The organism is Microbacterium fluvii (assembly GCF_025515205.1).
Taxonomy (GTDB): domain Bacteria; phylum Actinomycetota; class Actinomycetes; order Actinomycetales; family Microbacteriaceae; genus Microbacterium; species Microbacterium fluvii.
In genome coordinates this window covers 949,416-967,971 of the sequence record NZ_JAOPFX010000001.1, presented here as the reverse complement: position 1 = coordinate 967,971, position 18,556 = coordinate 949,416, and the positions used below count along the sequence as shown (strand labels likewise).

General features: G+C 66.8%; 22 protein-coding genes. 9 read left to right on the top strand and 13 right to left on the bottom strand.

The window, feature by feature from the left end; translation table 11 throughout:
• Positions 1-48 precede the first annotated feature (48 nt).
• Positions 49-735, top strand: a complete 687-nt coding sequence (locus OAW74_RS04390) for a type 1 glutamine amidotransferase domain-containing protein (protein WP_262873111.1) — start codon at positions 49-51, stop codon at positions 733-735.
• 34 nt (positions 736-769) lie between these two features.
• On the opposite strand, the gene OAW74_RS04385 is transcribed toward OAW74_RS04390, so the two are convergent.
• Positions 770-1,501 (bottom strand): hypothetical protein, encoded by a 732-nt coding sequence (locus OAW74_RS04385; RefSeq protein WP_262873110.1) that lies wholly within the window; start codon positions 1,499-1,501, stop codon positions 770-772.
• A 140-nt stretch (positions 1,502-1,641) separates the two neighbouring features.
• Positions 1,642-1,935 (bottom strand): hypothetical protein, encoded by a 294-nt coding sequence (locus tag OAW74_RS04380; RefSeq protein ID WP_262873109.1) that lies wholly within the window; start codon positions 1,933-1,935, stop codon positions 1,642-1,644.
• Between the two features lie 223 nt (positions 1,936-2,158).
• On the opposite strand from OAW74_RS04380, the gene OAW74_RS04375 reads away from it, so the two are divergent.
• On the top strand, positions 2,159-2,638 hold the full coding sequence (locus tag OAW74_RS04375) for a nucleoside deaminase (protein ID WP_262873108.1): 480 nt from the start codon (positions 2,159-2,161) through the stop codon (positions 2,636-2,638).
• A 237-nt stretch (positions 2,639-2,875) separates the two neighbouring features.
• On the opposite strand, the gene OAW74_RS04365 is transcribed toward OAW74_RS04375, so the two are convergent.
• The gene (locus tag OAW74_RS04365; RefSeq protein WP_262873107.1) at positions 2,876-2,992 is read right to left on the bottom strand and encodes a ribbon-helix-helix protein, CopG family; all 117 of its coding nucleotides are present in this window, start codon (positions 2,990-2,992) and stop codon (positions 2,876-2,878) included.
• A gap of 114 nt (positions 2,993-3,106) precedes the next feature.
• On the opposite strand from OAW74_RS04365, the gene OAW74_RS04360 reads away from it, so the two are divergent.
• Positions 3,107-3,565 carry a DUF1294 domain-containing protein gene (locus tag OAW74_RS04360; RefSeq protein ID WP_262873106.1) on the top strand — a complete coding sequence of 153 codons (459 nt, stop codon included), beginning with the start codon at positions 3,107-3,109 and terminating at the stop codon, positions 3,563-3,565.
• A 102-nt stretch (positions 3,566-3,667) separates the two neighbouring features.
• A complete protein-coding gene (locus OAW74_RS04355) occupies positions 3,668-4,066 on the top strand; it encodes a VOC family protein (RefSeq protein WP_262873105.1) in 399 nt (132 codons plus the stop codon).
• 363 nt (positions 4,067-4,429) lie between these two features.
• Here OAW74_RS04355 and OAW74_RS04350 read toward each other — a convergent pair whose 3' ends face one another.
• From OAW74_RS04350 to OAW74_RS04335, 4 genes are all read right to left on the bottom strand, one after another.
• On the bottom strand, positions 4,430-4,972 hold the full coding sequence (locus tag OAW74_RS04350) for a hypothetical protein (protein WP_262873104.1): 543 nt from the start codon (positions 4,970-4,972) through the stop codon (positions 4,430-4,432).
• 420 nt (positions 4,973-5,392) lie between these two features.
• On the bottom strand, positions 5,393-6,163 hold the full coding sequence (locus tag OAW74_RS04345; RefSeq protein WP_262873103.1) for a hypothetical protein: 771 nt from the start codon (positions 6,161-6,163) through the stop codon (positions 5,393-5,395).
• A gap of 10 nt (positions 6,164-6,173) precedes the next feature.
• Positions 6,174-6,761 (bottom strand): hypothetical protein, encoded by a 588-nt coding sequence (locus tag OAW74_RS04340; RefSeq protein WP_262873102.1) that lies wholly within the window; start codon positions 6,759-6,761, stop codon positions 6,174-6,176.
• Positions 6,762-6,764: 3 nt separating this feature from the next.
• A complete protein-coding gene (locus OAW74_RS04335) occupies positions 6,765-6,932 on the bottom strand; it encodes a hypothetical protein (protein ID WP_262873101.1) in 168 nt (55 codons plus the stop codon).
• 136 nt (positions 6,933-7,068) lie between these two features.
• Here OAW74_RS04335 and OAW74_RS04330 point away from each other — a divergent pair, with 136 nt between their 5' ends.
• The 3 genes from OAW74_RS04330 to OAW74_RS04320 all read left to right on the top strand — a co-directional run bounded on the left by OAW74_RS04330 (position 7,069) and on the right by OAW74_RS04320 (position 8,583).
• Positions 7,069-7,440 carry a transcriptional regulator gene (locus OAW74_RS04330; RefSeq protein WP_262873100.1) on the top strand — a complete coding sequence of 124 codons (372 nt, stop codon included), beginning with the start codon at positions 7,069-7,071 and terminating at the stop codon, positions 7,438-7,440.
• A gap of 3 nt (positions 7,441-7,443) precedes the next feature.
• Positions 7,444-8,007, top strand: coding sequence for an ImmA/IrrE family metallo-endopeptidase (locus tag OAW74_RS04325; protein WP_262873099.1), 564 nt, complete (start codon positions 7,444-7,446; stop codon positions 8,005-8,007).
• A gap of 363 nt (positions 8,008-8,370) precedes the next feature.
• Positions 8,371-8,583: a hypothetical protein gene (locus tag OAW74_RS04320; protein WP_262873098.1), complete on the top strand. Its 213-nt coding sequence runs from the start codon at positions 8,371-8,373 to the stop codon at positions 8,581-8,583.
• A 94-nt stretch (positions 8,584-8,677) separates the two neighbouring features.
• Here the strand turns inward: OAW74_RS04320 and OAW74_RS04315 are convergent, their stop codons facing one another.
• From OAW74_RS04315 to OAW74_RS04295, 5 genes are all read right to left on the bottom strand, one after another.
• A complete protein-coding gene (locus tag OAW74_RS04315; protein ID WP_262873097.1) occupies positions 8,678-9,916 on the bottom strand; it encodes a DUF3500 domain-containing protein in 1,239 nt (412 codons plus the stop codon).
• A 107-nt stretch (positions 9,917-10,023) separates the two neighbouring features.
• Positions 10,024-10,947, bottom strand: coding sequence for an alpha/beta fold hydrolase (locus tag OAW74_RS04310; RefSeq protein ID WP_262873096.1), 924 nt, complete (start codon positions 10,945-10,947; stop codon positions 10,024-10,026).
• A complete protein-coding gene (locus OAW74_RS04305) occupies positions 10,947-11,804 on the bottom strand; it encodes an alpha/beta fold hydrolase (protein ID WP_262873095.1) in 858 nt (285 codons plus the stop codon). Before OAW74_RS04305 ends, OAW74_RS04310 begins: the two co-directional genes overlap by 1 nt.
• A gap of 192 nt (positions 11,805-11,996) precedes the next feature.
• Positions 11,997-13,760, bottom strand: coding sequence for an FAD-binding oxidoreductase (locus OAW74_RS04300; protein ID WP_262873094.1), 1,764 nt, complete (start codon positions 13,758-13,760; stop codon positions 11,997-11,999).
• A 348-nt stretch (positions 13,761-14,108) separates the two neighbouring features.
• Complete coding sequence (locus OAW74_RS04295; RefSeq protein ID WP_262873093.1) at positions 14,109-15,530, bottom strand: amidohydrolase family protein; 1,422 nt, start codon at positions 15,528-15,530, stop codon at positions 14,109-14,111.
• 139 nt (positions 15,531-15,669) lie between these two features.
• On the opposite strand from OAW74_RS04295, the gene OAW74_RS04290 reads away from it, so the two are divergent.
• Positions 15,670-17,172, top strand: coding sequence for an FAD-dependent monooxygenase (locus tag OAW74_RS04290; protein ID WP_262873092.1), 1,503 nt, complete (start codon positions 15,670-15,672; stop codon positions 17,170-17,172).
• Positions 17,173-17,232: 60 nt separating this feature from the next.
• Positions 17,233-17,874 (top strand): TetR/AcrR family transcriptional regulator, encoded by a 642-nt coding sequence (locus OAW74_RS04285; RefSeq protein WP_262873091.1) that lies wholly within the window; start codon positions 17,233-17,235, stop codon positions 17,872-17,874.
• Between the two features lie 89 nt (positions 17,875-17,963).
• Here the strand turns inward: OAW74_RS04285 and OAW74_RS04280 are convergent, their stop codons facing one another.
• Positions 17,964-18,368, bottom strand: a complete 405-nt coding sequence (locus tag OAW74_RS04280) for a TetR/AcrR family transcriptional regulator C-terminal domain-containing protein (RefSeq protein WP_262873090.1) — start codon at positions 18,366-18,368, stop codon at positions 17,964-17,966.
• Between the last annotated feature and the right edge of the window lie 188 nt (positions 18,369-18,556).

Sequence of the window (18,556 nt, the reverse complement as noted above, 5' to 3'; positions counted from 1 at the left end):
GCGCCGGCATCTGCATCCATTCCTCGCCAACCCGATTCGGAGCTCGCCATGACCCGCGTCTTGAACGTCGTCACCAACGTCGGCCAGTACGACGACCCGTCGCGTCACCCCACCGGTCTGTGGCTGTCTGAGCTCACCCACGCCTGGGAGGTGTTCGAGCAGCACGGCTTCGAGCAGACCATCGTCAGTCCCCTCGGCGGGCCGTCACCGTTGGAGCCGCGGTCGCTGAAGTTCCCCAACTACGACAAGTCCGCCAAGGCCTGGCACCGCGACCCGGCCCGCATGGCGCTGCTCGAGACGACCGCCCGCGCCGGCGACATCGACCCCGCGGATTACGACGCGATCTACTTCACCGGCGGACACGCCGTGATGTACGACTTGCCCGACAGCGCCGACCTACAGCGCCTCACCCGCGAGATCTGGGAGAACGGCGGAGTCGTGGCCTCCGTCTGCCACGGTTACTGCGGGCTGCTAAACACCAGGCTCTCGGACGGCAGCCTCCTCGTCGCAGGTCGACGAGTCACCGGGTTCGCGTGGCAGGAAGAGGTGCTCGCCCGCGTCGACAGGCTCGTCCCCTACAACGCCGAAGCGGAGATGAAGGCTCGCGGCGCCCTGTACGAGAAGGCCGGGCTCCCATTCGTCTCCTACGCCATCACCGACGGCAAACTCGTCACCGGACAGAACCCCGGATCAGCGAAGGAGACTGCGCAGAAGGTCGCCGCGCTGATCGAGTGAGGGGGCCAGGGCCCCGCGCTGCGGTGCGAAGGAGTCACTCCACCGCGACATCAACCGCCATGCCATGAAGGACGGCTGTTGCGAACTCTGCGGTGTCGCGATCGCGGAGTATCAGACTGGCGGCTTCCGCCGCCAGACGTTCCTTGAGGGTTTCGCGGTCGCGGTGCCGCACGAACTGCGCTCCCGGCGAAGAGTTGACCGGTAATGGATCTTGCTGGCTCGCGACGCGCGCCACGGCCTCTTCGATCAATGGTGTGATGAAGGCGCTCATCGCACGCGCCTGCTCGGCCTCAGCCTGGGCGAGGCTCAGCCGAGCATCCCGCGTCGCCGACGGAGACCTGCGATCTTCCAGTCGCTTGTTCTTGGCCCTGATCGACTTGCTCTTGCGGCGGAGCTCGATGGCCTCCTCGAGTGTCTTCCAACCGGTCGCGCCTTGTGAAAACACCTTGGTGACCAGGCCCAGAAACACCAACCAGCCGCCGTTCGTCAGGAAGTTCATCAACGGCTGAAGATCCAGGACGATCTCAATGGGGCTCCCATATCGCAATCGGCGAATGCGGACGTGATCCGCCAGCTGCTTGTCCCCTTCCCAGCGGGTTGGTTGAGCAGGCGGGGCTGCGACCTCGGCAAGATGACCGCTGAACTCGATCGCGAAGTTGATGCTCTCGATGATCGCAAGGAACTCGCGCGCCGGGAGCCCGGCGTCAGTGTCGTGGACAACGAACACGAGTTCCGTTGCTGTTCGAGTGGCGACGAGGTTTGACATCCGCTCCTCTTCCCCAGTGAAGGACCGATCTTTACGAATAGTGGCACAAGACCGAACTGCGGGAAATGGTCACGCGCACCGTACGGCGATCGCTCGACTCGCGGGCACTGCGCGGGGGGATGCCGTCCAGGTGTTCGCCCTCAACTCGCGGATTCGGAGTCGGGCCGATTGGAGCGCGCTCGCGCAGTATGCCGGCCGACGAGAAAGGCGACCGTGAGGAGGCCGATCGTCAGGATGACCCATCCGATGATCGCGATCTGTGACAGGAACACGCCCCCGGCATCGGGAACGAACGTCGCGTCGGCGAGAGGCTGATAGGCGAACCAGCCGAACGTGACCGGTGTCAGCAACCCAGCGATCAGTACGCCCACGCCTGCTGCGATCACGATGCCGGTGATCGTCCAAGCCATGATCGATCTCTTGTGTTCGCTCACGGCTCGACACTATCCGTGAGCGTGAGCTCCGGGACGATCCCCTTGCGGGCACTGCCCGGGTGAGGAGGGGCCGCGTGTGGCCCGGTCAGCAGGACGCGCCGGTGGGAGAATTGCCAGGTGGATGCTAGCTCGGTGATCGCCGTTGCCGTCATCGCGGTTGCGACGGCCAGTCTCGCTTAGGCCCGCTGCCGGCTCGCACTCCCATCCGCAGAGAGGCACACGCATGACCGCACGCACTGACGAGGACTACATCCGGCTGGCGATCGAGGTCTCCGCTCGGGCGCGCGCGAACGGCAACCACCCTTTCGGCGCGATCCTTATCGGTCCCGACGGCGAGGTTGTGCTCGAAGCGGAGAACACGGTTACGACCGGCAACGATGTGACGAATCACGCCGAGACCAACCTCGTGCGCATGACCTGCCAGGCGGTGCCCGAGAGTGAGCGCCGTTCCTACACGCTTTACACATCGTGCGAACCGTGCGCGATGTGCTCGGGAGCCATCTACTGGGCGGGCATCGGCCGGGTCGCGTACGGCCTCGCCGAGACGGCCCTGTTCGAGCTGACCGGCTCCCATCCCGAGAACCCGACGCTCGCCCTCCCCTGTCGCACCGTGTTCGCGGCGGGGACCACCGGCGTCGACGTGCGCGGGCCGCTACTGGAGTCCGAAGCAGCCATCCCGCACCGGGACTTCTGGACCTCCTGACCCCCACCGCTCGCTCGCCAGTTGCGACTCGGATTCGACACACAAGGGCGACTGGTCGAGACCGTCATCCTGCTGTTCGACAGTGGCAACGAACTCGTCAGTCACGCCGTGAAGGCGCGATCACAGATGCTCGACCTCCCGCCCCGACGCCGCAGCCGCCACGACCGCAAGAGGATCGATGCGCCTAGCCGGTCCCGCTATCGAGCCATACCCGTTTGAGAGCGGTGTCGTGGATGTTCACGCCGCGTACGCGGCGATCGCCTCGCGGATCAGCTCGGACCGCGACTTGTGTTCTCGCGCTGCGCGGGCGTCAAGGGCGGCGAGCTCACCGGCCGTCAATCGGAGCGTGGACACGCACCCGGGTTGGTCCCCTAACCGGGCGGTGCACGCTGGCGGGGCGTAGTTTGCGCTCGAGGAGCGCGGCCGGTCCTCACCGCCGGTCGACGACTCGACGCTTAGGATCGGCGAGTGACGACCGGATACGACCGATTGCGCCCAGCCACCGATCGCCCCCGCGATTTGTCGCGACCGCTGCCGGCGGCGCTGAGTTGGACTGCATTGATGGCCTTCGTGGTCGTACTCGCGGTCGCTTTCGCCGTGCTCGACCTTCCCTGGTGGATGCCAGCGCTGTATGTCGTCATGAGCGTTGTCGCCTTCGCGGCATACGGGATCGACAAGGCCGCGGCGCGCGGAGGTCGGCAGCGAATCTCTGAGCAGACGCTCCTCATGCTCGGGCTCTTCGGCGGCAGGCCCGGCGCGCTCATCGCGCAGCAGCTGTTCCGCCACAAAACCCGCAAACGGTCGTTCCGCCGGACGTTCTGGGGCACAGTCGTGATCAATGTCGCCGCGATCGGAGAACTCGTCACCTTCGCGACGCTCAACGGTGTTGTCCTCGAGCTCCCTCTCGGGACGTGGCTGTCGCAGTAGGTGGGCTGACGGGCACCTGGCGTACGAGGCGCAGAGCGCCGATCCTTGTCGGGGCAGCCGCCACGCCAAGTCCAAGCCCGCAGTTCGCGAGAGACTGCGGGGGTGCCCCTCTTTGATCATCTCGGCGTGAGTGTCGACGACGTCGCCCGCGCCATCGCTCAGTACGATCCGATCCTCACCGCGCTGGGGCTGGAACGCACCGACGCCGACGACGGCGCCTCCTGGTACGCGGACGGCGAGACGGAGTTCATCGTGCGCCAGGCACGCGAGCCCCACGCCGGCCCACATCGACACGGTCATATCGGATGGCAACACCTGGCCTTCGCGGTCGGTTCGCGAGACGAGGTCGACCGGCTGCACACGATCGCTGTGGATGCCGGGTGGGCGGTGATCCGAGCGCCGAAGCTGTATCCGCGCTTCAACGATCACTATTACGCATCCTTCGTCGAGGACGACAACGGCATTCGTATCGAGTTCATGCACAACCCCGGATCGGACTGATTCACCGCGAGCAGGAGTCCCAGCCCCTTCCGATCCCTGAACGGGCATCGCGCGTTAGCGGGGCGTCTCGGGCCTCCAGTGGGGCAGCGATCGAGCTAGTGCGTGGTTGGCTCACTCATGCTTCCGGTGATACGCCGCCGGACCGAGTTTGGCCGTCCTCAGGATGGTGGCGCTATTCAGAGTGGGAGATCGATCGTGTTGTCGGGGGCCGGGTCAGCACCGCTGTTCTGATTCAAGGCAATGACGGAGAATAGCGCCACCTGCACCTTGCGCCGGTCTGCACTTCCAGCAACGAACATGTCCTGTTCTGACGCGACTTCCATCTTCACCTCGTGGGTGGGCGTGGACGCAGCCTTCGCATCCCTAATGCACGTGTCCCGCCAAGTCGTGCTGGTCACCACTACCCCCTTCTCGTGTTCGCCACAGCATGACGAAATTCGAAACCTTGTGAGGTTCCGCCGCAGACAGGTCCAGTGCCAGCTTCTTCGCATCGCTGCGCAGCTTCGCGAGTGTGTAAACCCCGAACTCGACACGAGCTTCCTCGTTACGCTTCGCGTTGAAGAGGCACACATCGACGGATAGCGGTCGCCCCTTCTTGCCCGTGGGGAAGCTCCGCTCCCACACTGCTTCGGAGCCGTGCGCAGCGAAGCTGACCGCACCCAGTCGCATGAAGCCGTCCACCACGGACACCTCGTAGGAATCACGCTTGCCTGCGTTCTTGATCGCGTCAGTGAGGATTGTCGATCCTGCTTTCGCGCGAGCAGCCGCCGACACGGATTCTTGTACCCAGCGTTCAACGTTCGCCAGTGCGACCGCCGCCTCCATGAGCATTACCAGCTCGTTCAGATTTCCACGGGCCACCTGTGTCGGTCGCCCTGAACCCTGCCGATACGAAACGATGCGCATTAGTCGTCTCCCTTGGGGCCACAATGCGGTCAGCGCCAGCCACGACCAGGGGGGCCAATTGCAACTCACGCTATCTGCGCGAACGCCCCGCATCATCGTTTTACCCGAGGCGTACACCGAAGGTGCGATCCGCTGGGGGAATCCGAGCGTTCAAACCGGGCAATGCATGGCGAGAGCTTCCTCGGCCCGATGCGACAACCTGCCGCTCCTTGATAGTGCGGGCCTCGATACGCCCACTCGGACGAGAGACATCGACGCGGTCAAGAGACACTTCACGACGCGCTCGATCGCCGCCGTCTCGGATTGAATCGCAAACTGAGGCCGGGAGCTCCGGGACGCGATCGAATCGGACTAGTTCAGCGTCTCATCCTGGACGAACGGACGCACAGCCATCCAGTCGACGTCTTCGTTGACGAAGAACTATTGTTTTCCGTTGGCCGTCTCACGGAGCCGACCCATGATGGCGAAGAAGGAGCCCGACAGATCATCGAGCTCTTCGAGCCCAGAACGCTCCAGGACGGCAGCGAGCTCTTCGGCGTTGATGACGATCGTCGGCGAGCCCCACCCTGTGTTCAACCACGCACCACCATCATCCTTCGGCCTGGGGAAGCGGATGGTCCCCCAGTACACGCGGAGGCGGTTCCTGTGCTTCTCTTCGATCTCTGACAGGTGCACGCAGCCGGATCGCACCGTCTGACGGCTGTCGTCGGACATGATCAACAGCGTCTGACTGCGCCGGAAGGGCTCGCGAAGCACGAGCTGGCGCAGCAGTCGGCCGAGCCCCATAGAAGACTGGCGCACGTTGCCACGCCCGCGCCGGGCGTACCGAACGGCCGATCCGCCAGTCGAGTCGGGAGCGGACGGATCGTTGCGGACATGCCGGATGGTGCGCCCACGGTTCGGGTCGATCCGAAAGATGTCGCCCGCGTTGATGAGCTCGTCGACCTCGTCCAGCGGCGCGCCGCCACCGTCGTCAGTGACAAACGATGCCAGCTCGCAGTCCGCACGGTGCGGGCGAGCGCCGAAGCATGCGCGGCGTCCATTGCGCGCCTCGCGAATGTAGTAGGCATCGGCCCCGCAGGCCGTGCAGACCAGCGAATCGCGCAGGGAGTCTCGCTCGCCCGTACTGAGGGCGGCGAACTGCTCGGCATCCCATACAACACCGGTCGTGCGACTCTTCGCTTCTTCCACGATCAGCCTCCTACGCAGCCAGGCCGCGGAACTCCGCGCCGAGGTCTTCGAGCCACTCGTCGATGCCTTCGGTCGGCGTTGCGGCGGCCGCCAGGGTACGCCGCACGTCGATGAAGACGGGCTCGAGGTGTGCCTCGTGGCCGTCCCGCGTCAGCAGGTGGCGAACTCCCGCGAGCGTGTCGTCGCGGAGCTCCTCCTTGTTGAACCAGACGTAGGCGGACTCAGCATGCCCATCGGTCCACTGCTCGGAGAAGAGCGGGTTCACGCGCACGTGCAGACCGCCGATCTCGATGCGCGCGGCGTGCGACGGGATGTGGCCGGCGCCGTTCCAGCGCGGCGCGACACCGTCCCAGCGAACGCTGATCTCCTCGAAGCTCGGACGACGACGATCAGAAGCCGCCTGCGCGACCTGACGCAGCGCCTCACCATCGCGAGTCGTCTTCCGGTCGCGGTGGATCGCCTGCCGCATGGGACGCCAGAAGTCCGTCGCAGGGTCGTAGTCACTGCGAGACTGCTCCGCGATCTGGCGCGCCAGGCGGGGACGAGCCCGCGGGGTGGCGTTGGCGAACTTGATGAACGCCCCGAGTCCGATCTCCATGCCTTAGTCCTCTCGTCGAACGCCCTTGAAAGGCGTGCCGTCGCTCTTGCTGTCCATGAAGCGGCCCGTGGAGGTGTCGCGCTTCGTGTGCGTCTTGGTCGTCGGGTTGTACGACTGCGAGCGACCAGTCACTGCGCCCTGTCGGTATCCCTCGCCGGTGTTCTTTGCCATGACTTCCTCCTGAAGTGTTCTAGTAGCAAAACAGTGACTCAAGACTAACACAGTGTTTCAGTTGCACAACATCTCGTCGCTGACGGGTTACGCTTGAACTACGGATCGCACGACGATCCCGAAGATTGGGAGCCTCATGCCAGACACAGTCATCGACGTCACCGGCCTCGCCAGCGCACTCGAAACTCGAGTCAAAGCGGACGAGATCTCGTGGCGACAGGCGGCCGGCCAGATCGGCGTCAGCCCATCACTACTCACCAGACTTCGAAACGATCAGCGACCCGACCTCGACGCCTTTGCGCGCATCGTGCGTTGGTTGCGCATCCCGGCTGATCAGTTCATGGTCGACGCCCACGAGCTTGCGACTCGAGATGAGCCAGAACTTGGCTCGTCGATTAATGCGCTGCTGCGCGCGCGAAGCGATCTCGACGAACAAGACAAACAGCATCTGGAGTCGATCTTGCAGTCGGGGATCGACTACTTCCGCTCCACGAGGAAGTCGAGCTAAGTCATGAACAAAGCCGCTCTCGGCCGACTCGCCAAGGAGGTGAGGAAGGACTACGACCTCTCGGAGGACGTGCCCTTCGATCCGTTCCATTGGTCGGACGAGAACGGCATTCCGTTCATCTCGCTGCGGGACTTCACCGCAGACGAAGCCGCTATGCGCCGCTTCCTCGAAGAGAAGCCTCATGTATGGTCGGCGGCGCTCCTGCGCGATGGTCGGCGGAGCCTGGTGATCTACAACCCCGAACGAAGCGGCGAGCGAATTCGTTCGGATCTCACCCATGAGGTCGCGCACTTCGAGGCCGAGCACGATCCGTCCCCCGCATGGACGGGAGCCGACAGCAGTTGCGGTGGCACGTCGAAGGCGCAGGAGAAGGAAGCGGAAGAGCTTGCGGGTGCGCTTCTCGTACCGCAGGAGAAGGCCAAAATCGCGGTCATCAAGGGCATTGCACCGCTCGTCGTGGCCAACCGATACCAAGTCAGTATCGAGATGGCGACATGGCGCATGAAGATGTCAGGCGGCTACGCGATCCTCGAGCGCAGCCGGAGGAAATGGGGCAAGACCGGGTAATTGCGGTAGAGACGGACCGCCCGCCGCTCAACTCGGCGGTACGACGCTTGCTGGTGCACCTTGAGCCACTTCGCGCGTCGCACGGCATCAGCGAGCGGCCGTTGAGATCTCAGGTAGATGTTGCCTCGTGGCGGTCGACATGCCCAACTTACTTCGACGCCTATCTGGTCGATCCGGTGAGGCATCCGTAAACGGGCACTGCCCGGTGAAGGGCACCTCGCGTTCGGCGCCCAGCGCGTCCGTTCGCCATCCTAAACGTGCAGTGCTCGCTGAGGGCTCCGCATCGCGGAGGAGCGATACGTTGAGTCATGGACGATCGGGAGAACGCGTTGGCGCGTCGCCACATCATCGTCGCCATGCTCCATGCCGCCGAAAACCAAGGCGAGCTGCTCCGTGCATTCGCGACAGCCGGCGGAAAACACCGCGTCCGCGAACACAGCGATCAGACAAGCATTCGATGTCGACATGATTCAGGCCGACGCGATCCTGAGCATGTCGGTGCGGCGATTCACCCCCGACGCGATCCAACAGATGCACGTGGAATTGTCCGACGTCGAGGCGGCCCTCGCTCCGTAGCGAACGGCGTCGATCCGCAAACGGGCGTTGTCGGGAGGCGCCACCGATGCGGGCGGGCGCGGCGCGCACTTTCGTGCGGACGGGGGCCGGCCGATCAGGGGGCGTTGCCGCCTGGGTCGGCGCCCGTGCCGCCGGACGCGGCGGCCTGGGTGACGCTGCCGGCGTAGTCGTTGGTGGGGTCTCGGTAGATGGAGTGCACGTGTCCCCATCCGGAGGTGCTGACGCCCTCCACGTCGGCGCCCGCGGAGCCGTTCTGGGCTTGGAGTGCGATGTAGACGTTGGGGCCGGAGATCGAGAACGAGATGCCGTCGCCCGTGCTCATGTCGTAGGTCGTCTCCCCGGACCAGGCGATCACGGTCTCATCGAGAGTGGCTTCGATCTCGGCCAGCTCGGCTGCGGTCGTCTCGTCGTCGGCCATTCCGGCCCAGTTCGCGATGAGGGCGAGCAGCAGCTGCTTCTGCTCGTCGGTGAGGTCGGCGCCGGTGAGGCCCGATCCGCTGTCGAAGTCGCACGTGTCACCGGGCGCGCACATCGTGACCTCACCGGACGTCAGGGTGGCCTGCTGCTCTGCGGTGAGGCTGTCGAAGAACGCGAACGCGTCGGTGTAGATGGCGTCGAAGGTCTGCACTTCGTTGCCGTCGGCATCGGTGTAGACCGCCGGCTGCATGCCGAGGTGCGTGGGCGCGAAGGTGATCTCCCCGGCGGCTCCGTCGAGGTCGGCGTTGATGCCGAGGTGGTGGCCGCCGAACTGCAGAGACCAGGCGCTGGTCTCGGACGGGTCGCCGAAGAACGCGATGTAGTACTGGCCGAGCGAGTCCTCGGTGGTGGAGCTGTAGTCCAGCAGGTATTGGTCGCCGCCCATGATGGCCACCGCGGTGTCGTACGCTTCGTCGTTGAGCAGCGCCTCGAGCACGGCGAGGGCGGCGGTCTTCTGCTCGTCGGTGAGGTCGGCGAGGTTCAGGCCGGCACGGTCGACGAACGTCACCGGGAAGTTGGACCACGATGTCGACTTCGTCTCATCGTCGTATGCGTACAGCACCGCTTCACGCTGCTCGTCGGTCAGCGTCGCGAGGAACGCCTCCGCCGCCGCGGTCGTGTCCGCGACAGTCTCCGCGGTCGTGGTGGCACCGGATGTCGACGACTCGGCGGTGCTGGTCGACGTCGATGTGGTCGACTCCGTGCTCGTGCTCGTCGTGGTGCTCTCGGTGGTTGTCGCTGCTGCGCAACCGGCGAGGGAGACACTGAGGACGACGACGGATGCCGCGATCCAGGTCGACGGTCGACGCGCGATGGTGCGCTTGCGGGGACGGGGGTTCCTGGCAGTCTCGGTCATGCCTACGACAGTAGGAACCAATCCCAGCACCCACCCCTGCGGAAGCTATGCGCCTCCTATGAGGGGGGGATCCCCCTGCGGGCACTCGTCAACAGGGCTCTCCTCCCTCAGGGCCGCTTCCTCGCTTCGTGCGCCTCGTTCCGGTATCCCTCTCTCCCCATGAACTCCGCCACGATGCGTGCGGACGCGTCAGGGCGTTCCAGGGGAACCATGTGTCCACATCCTTCGAGGAGCTCGCACGCCGCAGGCGAGAGAAGTCCGCGCGCCTGCGCGAGGTGCGCGGCAGGGGTGACCTGGTCGTCGTCGCCCCAGAGCAGGGCGATCGGGATGCCGAGCTCGCCGACGCGGCGGTAGAGCTCGTGTTGGCGTGCCAGCGGGAAGCTTGCGAGGGTCGCGCACAGCGCGTACATGGAGCCTTCGACGCGGTAGCAGTCCAACACCATCTTCGTGAGGCGGTCGCGAACCACGCCCGCGCGCACATTGTGCGCCATATGGGCGCGCAGCATGCGCGGCCCCAGATGCCGTCCGACGAAGGCCCCGAGACGGGCGCGGCGGAGCAGCCGCGTCAACGGCATCGGTTTCGGGGCGAGCCCCGCCGGACCGATGATCGACAGCGATTCGAGCTCCGGATGGTGGAGTGCGAACCGCATCGCGACGACCGCGCCGAGCGACGAGCCTACGACGTGACGGGGCGCGAGCTGCAGCCGCTCGACCAGGTCCGCAAGCTGGCGATCGAACATGTCCGCGTCGTAACTCCCGCGCACGCGATCCGAGTATCCGCGACCGAATCCGCTGTACGCGAGCGTGCGGAATCCGTGCGCGTGCAGCTGCGCCGCGAAGTCGTCCCAGTAGTACAGCGGGATCGTCAGGCCCCCAGCCAGAAGCACGAGGGGTCCTTCCTCCGGGCCCGCGAGCTCGTAGTGCGTGACACCGTCGGCGCATCGGATGTACGAGCCGCGCATGTCCGCGCGCGTGGCGTCGTCGAGGTGCACAGATTCGTCCGCTGTCGTGAAGAAGATTGGGCCGCCCATCAGTCGTTGCTCCGTTCGTCCGCGGTGAGGCGGGTGAGGAACTCCGCGATCTCCGCGGCGACCCACGCCGGGTCCTCATCCGGCATCAGGTGCCCTGTGTCCGGATGAACTCTCTCGACCGCATTAGGGATACGGCTGGTGAAGTGCTGACCATCGATCGAGGCGCTGCGCAGGACGAGCGTCGGCGCCGTGATCGCGGAGAGCGCCTCCGTGCGATCGGGCTGATCTGCGCGGCAGAACTCGATGAATGCGTCGCGGTTGCCAGGGATCGACATCATCGCGAAGACGCGATCGACGAAGTCCGGGGTCACCACCGCGGCTGAACCCGGGCCGACGATCCCGCGCAGGTTGCGCTCGACGCCGTTGCGGTTGCTGAGGAGGCCGAGCACGCGACGACCTACGCGGTGGCGAGCCAGTCGCATCGGCAGCGGGAGAGACTTGCCGGGGAAGCCGGTCGCGTTGATCAGGACCAGGCCTCGGATGAGGTCGGGCGCATCGAGCGCGACATTCCAGGCGATGTTGCCTCCGAGCGAGTTACCGACCAGCACAATGTCCTGCAGCCCCAACTCGGCGGCGAACAAGCGGATGCGGCGGCTGAACGCGGCGATATGGAAATCGTGGTCGTCCGGAGGGGCACTCAGGCCGAAGCCCGGGAGGTCGACGCTCACCATGTCCGCGGCGCGCGCGAGTGGAGGCGTCACGTGCTCCCAGCAGTGCAGCGACGAACCTGATCCGTGGAGGAGCAGCACCGTCGGTCCACTTCCGGCGCGCTTGAAGTGCAATGCCGATCCGTCGACATCGACAAACCGTGAATCAGCATCGGAAAGGGCGAGCACGGCTTCATGGCGAGTCGTCACGGGGCACTCCTTCGTGCGGGTCTCTGAGGATCCGAGTTTACGCTACGTTGTAGCCACTAATCCACACAAAGTGATCGAATGACCGAGTTGTCGTCCGAGAGCACGGTCAGCGCCGATGCAGACCCCTCCGCGCCGCGCCTTCAGAAGGCGCTCGCAGCCTCGATCGCAGACGGGAACGCGCGGTCGCAGCGATCAGTTGCGGTCGGTGGCACCGAAGGCGACGTCGCCGGAGAAGAGACCGTCGGGATCGTACGTCGCGCGCACCTCATCGACGCGCGCGCGGGTCGACGAGTCGAAGAGGTGGTGTGGGATGCCGGGCTCGGGAGCGTACGTCGGCATGACGAAACCTGTCTGCCACGGTGCCAGCGCCGTTCGGATCTCATCGAGGCTGCGGGTGACGTGGCTCTTCGGCGTGCGGCGGCTGGGCAGCCCGAGTCCCCAATAGAAGTAGTCCCCGGAGACGCTCGAAACCGCGCCCCCATCCCGCACAGGGCGGGCAAGCGCAGCGCCGAGATGTCGCAGTTCGAGAGTGGCCAGCCCCACGGCATCCAGATCTGCGAAGGCCCCGAAGCATTCGACGGCGGCATGGTCCTCCGCCGTGATCATGAACGAGTCGGTGACCTGCGCGACGGCGATCGGAGGATCCATGTGGGTGAACGCGGTCTCGAGCGGTGAGGCGAGCCGGAAGGTGTCCCGTCGCGGAGGCGCGACGGGACGGAGGGAGCTGCGCAGCTCGGCGACCAGTGCTTCCGCCTCTCTCGCCGAACCGGCCGTCGCCACCGGGATGGAACCGTCGATCGCGACGATCGGATGTCTTGTCAGCGCCGGGGGAAGGCCGGGGAGGGGCGGCATCCTCATGAGTCGGAAGGACGTGGTGATGGCGTCCGGCGCCGACCGTGCCCACTGGTGCCAGGCGTTCAGCAGGTCCGCTGCGTGCGCGCCGTCCCAGATCATGGTTCCTGTCATCGCGTGGGTCAGATCGAACAGGCGCACGGTGATCGCGGTCACGATGCCGAACCCGCCGCCTCCTCCGCGGATCGCCCAGAACAGGTCGCTGTGCGCGGATCGGTCGGCGGTGACCTGTTCGCCATCCGCGAGGAGCACCTCGATCGACTCGATGCTGTTCGCTGCGATGCCGGTCGTGCGGGCGTAGGCGCTCAATCCACCGCCGAGCAGATAGCCCACGGCACCGACCCGGCCGGACGAACCATGGGCGGCGCCCAGCTTGTGGGGGGTGATGGCAGCCACCACGTCACCCCAGGTGGTCCCGGCAGGGATCCGCGCCGTGCGCGCGACGGGGTCGACGGTGACCGGTTCGTGGATGCGCACCTTGAGAAGCGCGGCCCCGCCCATCGCGCGCGTCGTGCCGGCCTTGTGGCCCGTGCCGTGCATCCGCACCGGGAGTCCTGCGGCCACCGCGCCCGCGAGGGCGGCCCGTGCCTGATCGGGCGAGGCGATCACGGTTGCGCGAGCCGGGGTGAGGCGGACGGCGTCGAACGAGCGCGTTGCGGCGCGATATCGGGGTGACCGCGGCCGAGCCAAGGTGCCGTTACCGCGTGGGCGGAGGAGGAACGTCGCGCACACAACGGCGAACAGGAGTGCGGCGGTCAGAACAACGAGCGCGGGAGGCAGGTCTTTGCCGACGGTGAGACCGGCGCACGCGGCACCGAATCCCAGGAGCCCCGGCACGAGGACGGCACTCGAGACCGCCGCAGCGGCCAACGGGTTCTGGGCCCGCACCGAGACGAGTACGCCGGCCAGGAGAAGCGCGACCCCCGCGACCAGGAGCAGGATCGTGAGATACCGCAGCACTCCCATCGACGTGACCAGGGCGACCACGAGTACGGCGCCGCCAGCGAGGGAGCACACGATGCCGACCCGGTGTCGAACTTCCGCGGCAACCGGCGGGCGCACGGGGAGAGGAAGAGTGATGCGCGGTGTCGTGGCGCTGCCCATCGTCCATCGCGTCGACGGTCGGCCGGCGACCGGGGGCACAGCGAACCCCACCCCCGCGCCCGCGAGCGCCGACCACGCGAGCCAGCCTTCCGGCAGAAGCCAGCCGCCGGCGATCGCGGCGAGGGTCGCGGCGCCGCCGAGGAGCGCGGGCCCGCGCGCGCCGACGGCATCCCCGACTCCCCTCGACAGGAGGGCCACCGCCGCTGCGACGAGGCCGACGGTCGCGCCGGCCGGCGGCAGGACATCCGCCGGATAGATGCCGACGCCCGCAGCCGCCGCGAGCAGAAGCGCTGCCCCGATCGTGGGCGAGACGATCCGGGTGATCAAGAGTCGGACACCGCTCATGGGTCAACTCCCCGATGCATCCTCGTCAGCCCGAGGCACGCGCAGTTCGGCATGCGCCTTCGCCTGCCCGACGCGATTGACGATCTTCTTCCGGAGCGCGCCGAGTGGATTGGTCGTGGTGAATGCTCGCAGGATCCGGTCGGCGGATGCCTGCAGGTCGACGCGGACGCGGTCCACATCGATCCCGATGAGATGGTGGTCGCGCTTTCGCCACTTCCCGGCGACCATCACCGATTCGACGTTCCCGAAGCTGGACTGCAGGGCAGCGGCGACCGCGTCATGCGCCGGCCACAGATTCGCGGCGCGGGCATCGAGCACGATCAGGTCCGCCTGCAGTCCCGGCTCGAGGCGGCCGACCCTGTCGCCGAGTCCGAGCGCGCGCGCCCCCTCCACCGTGGCCCATTCGAGTGCCTGTCGCGCCGTGACTGTGGCGGTCGGGGCGAAGATCCCGGTGTCGCGGCGGTGCTGCTCGTGGTCCGCGGATCGCTGGATAGCCAACGCTGTGCGCGCGATGCTGAAGAGGTCATCGCCGACGACGGCGCTCGTGTCCGTGCCGAGTGACGGTGCGGTGCCCCAGGACAGCAGGCGGGCGGTGATCGGCCGGCCATGGCCCTGACCGAGCTCGTTCTCGGTTGTGGTGGTGAACGTCGCGCCGGCGTCCACCAGGTACGAGAGCCACTCGTCATCCAAGCCCGCGCCGTGCGCGATGTTCGTCAGGGGGCCGAACAGGCGCGCGTCGCGCACATCGCGCCAGGCGGGCTTGAGCACGCCGCCGCTCTGATGCATCGAGGCCACGATGCCCCGCTCGGCGGCCGCACGCATGTCGTCGGCGGCTCGCCATCCCGGCGAGAGCTGGGGGCCGCGGATCGCCATCCCGATCGTGATCACGTCCGAGTGCCAGGTGTCGATGAGCCGGTCGAGCTCGGATCGGGAACCCGACCGGATGGCACGGTAAGGGGTGCCATGGAGGAAGACACCGCGGATACCTGAGTCCTTCAAGCCCTCGATCGCGGCGTCGGAGTGTTCCGGGTCCGCGCTGCCGTGGCACCAGTCGCCGACGGTCGTCGTGCCTCCCGCGAGAAGGCTGAGGGCGCCCGCCAGCCCGTTGATCCGCATGTCGGCGGGGCGGTACAAGCCGGCGATGGTGCCGTGCATGTTCGAGAGATACTCCGACAGCGTCCAGTCGGCCCCGATGCTGCGCAGCCCCGTCTGCCAGGTGTGCAGGTGGGCGTTCACCAGGCCCGGCATGACGATCCGCTCGGAGCAGTCCACGATCTCCGCGTCCGCGGCGACGAGGCCGGGGCCGACCTGCACGATCTCCTCGCCCTCGACGAGCACGTCGACCTCTTCGGCACCGGAGCTCCCGGCTGCCATCGTGATCACTCGTGCTCCGCGCAGAAGTGTCCGATTCACAGTGCCTCCCATGGTTGTGCGGCAGCGATGGCGTCCGAGAGTATTCGCTACAGCGTAGCCGATAAAGGGATCTTTCCCGTGAGATTCTAAATCGGATACACTGTATCGAAAAGTATGCAGGAACTGTCGCCTGCAGGTGAGGGGTGGTCGAATGCCGGAGAACGTGGATGTGCTGATCGTCGGTGCAGGAGCGGTCGGGCTCACGCTCGCGTGCGACCTCGCACGGCGCGGGGTGTCGTACCGGCTTCTGGATGCCGCGTCGACGGGTTTCGCCGGTTCGCGCGCCAAGGCGGTGCAGCCGCGAACTCAGGAGGTGTTCGACGACCTCGGTGTGCTTCCCGCCCTTGAAGGGCGGTCGATTCTCTACCCACCACTGGGGCTCCACCTCGGTCCGATCACGCTGCGGCGCACGATGATCAAGCTGCACCAGGCGACGCCCGACGTGCCGCATGCGAATACCCTCCTCGCGCCGCAATATGCGACGGACGCCTCCCTGCGGGAGCGTCTCGCCCAGCTCGGTGGCACCGTCGAACAGGGCACGCGGCTGGTCGAGCTTGCGCAGGATGCCGACGGCGTCACTGCGACGGTCGAACAGGACGGCCAGGAACGGGTCGTCCGCGCACGCTTCGTCGTCGGGGCGGACGGTGGCAGCAGCACCGTGCGGAAGCAACTCGCGGTCGCCTTCCGGGGCACGACCGACGAGAGCGACCGGATGATCGTCGCGGACGTCGTCGTCAGGGGCCTGAGCCGCGACCGGTGGCACATCTGGCCGCGCAAGAGCGGCCGCTTCGTCGCCCTCTGCCCGCTGCCCGGCGACGTGTTCCAGCTCATGCTCCGACTGCGACCCCAGGACCCGGCGAACCTGTCGGCCGAGGCGATCGAGCGTCTCGCGCGCGAGGTGATCGGCAACGCGAAGATGCGCGTCGAGGAGGTGCGCTGGTCATCGGTATGGCGGCCCAACATCCGACTCGCCGAGCGCTATCGGGTGGGCAGGGTCTTCCTGGCCGGGGATGCGGCACACGTGCATCCGCCCACCGGCGGGCAGGGCCTGAACACCGGCGTCCAGGATGCCTACAACCTTGGGTGGAAGCTGGGACAGGTCATCGCGGGAGCCCCCGAGGAACTTCTCGATACGTACGAGGCCGAGCGTCAACCGGTCGCAGCCCGGGTGCTCGGGCTTGCCAGCGATCTGTACGCCCACATGGGAGACAGGCCGTTGGCAGCGATGAAGCGGGGCGACGAAGAGAGGCAGCTCGGCCTGAGCTACCGCGGTGGACCGCTCGCGAGCTCCGGAAGCACCGACCTCCTCGCCACGGGCGATCGCGCGCCCGATTCCCCCGTGCTCACCGCCGCCGGCGACCGAACGAGCCTGTTCGACATCTTCCGCGGCAAGCACTTCACCGTGCTCACCATCGGCGCGCCGTTCACCAAGGCCGCGAAGTCCGTCGCGTGGCCCGAGACCGGCGCTGGGGTGCGCGTAGTCGAACTGGATTCCGGCGCGAATGAGGCATTCCGTCGCTACTACGGGCTGCAGCAGGACGCCGCGCTGCTCGTACGCCCCGACGGGTACATCGCCGCGATCGCGCCCGCGCCCGCCGCGATCGCCGACTGGCGGACGCTACCCGCCTTCCCCGCCGCGCCCATTGCGGCGTGAGACGTCACGCCGGAAGGCCCCGCTACCGTGGATACAAGAACCTACGATGAGGGCCCGAGAATGACTGTGACACCCCCGCGTCGGCCCGGCCGGCCCCCGATTCCGCGCGAGCGGATCATCGAGGCGGCGCTGGAGTTCGTCGACGAGCACGGCGGCGACGCGCTCACCCTGCGTGCGCTGGCCACGCAGATGTCCTCGGGGACCGCCACGCTGTACCGAAACGTCTCCGGTCGCGCGGAACTCATCGGCCTGGTCGTCGACCGGATGCTCGCGGAGGTGCCGGACGTCGGAGAGGACGAGGATACCGGTCGAAGCTGGGACGAGGTCTGCCGGGAGGTACTCACGGGTGCGTTCCTCGCACTGACCAGGCATCGGCGCGCCGCATCCCTGCTCGCTGACACCTTCCCCGATGGGCCGGCCGCCTTCGCCCTGCGCGAGCGGCTCACGCGTGCGCTCCTGCGCGCCGACTTCCCCGTAGAAACGGCCGCGAGCTCCGTCGCGACACTCGCGCGGTACACGCTCGGAATCGCCATGCAATCCGACAACGATCAGCCGTCGCCCGAAGCGCTCATCGCACTCGAAGGCGGCCGCTACCCATACCTGGCGAAGATCACCGGCAGGCTTCCGGAGCTCCACGAAGAGTTCGAGTTCGGCCTCGCGCTCATGCTGCGCGGACTCGAAGCCACCCGTCGCAGCTCGTGAATGTTCCGTCCCGGACTCCTCCCAGCGAGCGGGAACGAGCGCGGGTCGCCGGCCTCTGAGCTGCCGGATCGACCCCGCCACAGTTTGCTCTAAAGGGCGGTGCCGTCCCGGGGCTGCGACGCCGCCACTCCTTGGATCATCATCTGGAGGCCGAACTGGAACTCCTCCCGCAAACTGGAGTCGAGATGCTCCGCGACCCTGGCAGTCGCCGGCGGGAGGTGGCGGCGCGCAAGGGACTGCGTGGGCGCATAGAGGAGCTGCAGCCCGAATCCGATCGTGAGGTGTCCCACGCTCGTATAGGTGTGCGCCGCGAGTTCCGGCGCGAACCCGTGCTCGAGGAGTTGACCGATACTGCGTTCGCGCATAGCTGTGGCGTTCGGGCCGGATGGCACGGTCGCCGCGAAAAGGGGCACTGCGAGCGGGTGCCGAGCAAGCGCGTCGAAGGTGGCCGTCGCGCCCGCCCGGAGGCCCGCCTTCCAGTCCGGTGCGTCCATCTCCTCCGCCTGTTGACGGGCCGTGCCGATTACAGCGTCCACAACGAGAGCATCAAGGCCAGGTCGCCCACCGATCTTCCGATACAGGGTCGCAGTGCTCGCTCCGAGGCGAGCAGCAACGTTCCGGATGCTGTACTCGTCTGTCGCCTCACTGGCGAGAAGGTCCAGGGCGGCCGACGTGATCCGGT

What these genes read in the sequence shown, in the direction of transcription:
- OAW74_RS04315 (WP_262873097.1), bottom strand. Translation starts at nt 9,916, where the DNA reads ATGACCGAGACTGCCAGGAACCCCCGTCCCCGCAAGCGCACCATCGCG.
- OAW74_RS04340 (WP_262873102.1), bottom strand. Translation starts at nt 6,761, where the DNA reads ATGGAGATCGGACTCGGGGCGTTCATCAAGTTCGCCAACGCCACCCCG.
- OAW74_RS04335 (WP_262873101.1), bottom strand. Translation starts at nt 6,932, where the DNA reads ATGGCAAAGAACACCGGCGAGGGATACCGACAGGGCGCAGTGACTGGT.
- OAW74_RS04325 (WP_262873099.1), top strand. Translation starts at nt 7,444, where the DNA reads ATGAACAAAGCCGCTCTCGGCCGACTCGCCAAGGAGGTGAGGAAGGAC.
- OAW74_RS04330 (WP_262873100.1), top strand. Translation starts at nt 7,069, where the DNA reads ATGCCAGACACAGTCATCGACGTCACCGGCCTCGCCAGCGCACTCGAA.
- OAW74_RS04290 (WP_262873092.1), top strand. Translation starts at nt 15,670, where the DNA reads ATGCCGGAGAACGTGGATGTGCTGATCGTCGGTGCAGGAGCGGTCGGG.
- OAW74_RS04295 (WP_262873093.1), bottom strand. Translation starts at nt 15,530, where the DNA reads ATGGGAGGCACTGTGAATCGGACACTTCTGCGCGGAGCACGAGTGATC.
- OAW74_RS04350 (WP_262873104.1), bottom strand. Translation starts at nt 4,972, where the DNA reads ATGCGCATCGTTTCGTATCGGCAGGGTTCAGGGCGACCGACACAGGTG.
- OAW74_RS04385 (WP_262873110.1), bottom strand. Translation starts at nt 1,501, where the DNA reads ATGTCAAACCTCGTCGCCACTCGAACAGCAACGGAACTCGTGTTCGTT.
- OAW74_RS04310 (WP_262873096.1), bottom strand. Translation starts at nt 10,947, where the DNA reads ATGGGCGGCCCAATCTTCTTCACGACAGCGGACGAATCTGTGCACCTC.
- OAW74_RS04300 (WP_262873094.1), bottom strand. Translation starts at nt 13,760, where the DNA reads ATGGGCAGCGCCACGACACCGCGCATCACTCTTCCTCTCCCCGTGCGC.
- OAW74_RS04390 (WP_262873111.1), top strand. Translation starts at nt 49, where the DNA reads ATGACCCGCGTCTTGAACGTCGTCACCAACGTCGGCCAGTACGACGAC.
- OAW74_RS04285 (WP_262873091.1), top strand. Translation starts at nt 17,233, where the DNA reads ATGACTGTGACACCCCCGCGTCGGCCCGGCCGGCCCCCGATTCCGCGC.
- OAW74_RS04320 (WP_262873098.1), top strand. Translation starts at nt 8,371, where the DNA reads ATGCCGCCGAAAACCAAGGCGAGCTGCTCCGTGCATTCGCGACAGCCG.
- OAW74_RS04280 (WP_262873090.1), bottom strand. Translation starts at nt 18,368, where the DNA reads ATGGACGCACCGGACTGGAAGGCGGGCCTCCGGGCGGGCGCGACGGCC.
- OAW74_RS04375 (WP_262873108.1), top strand. Translation starts at nt 2,159, where the DNA reads ATGACCGCACGCACTGACGAGGACTACATCCGGCTGGCGATCGAGGTC.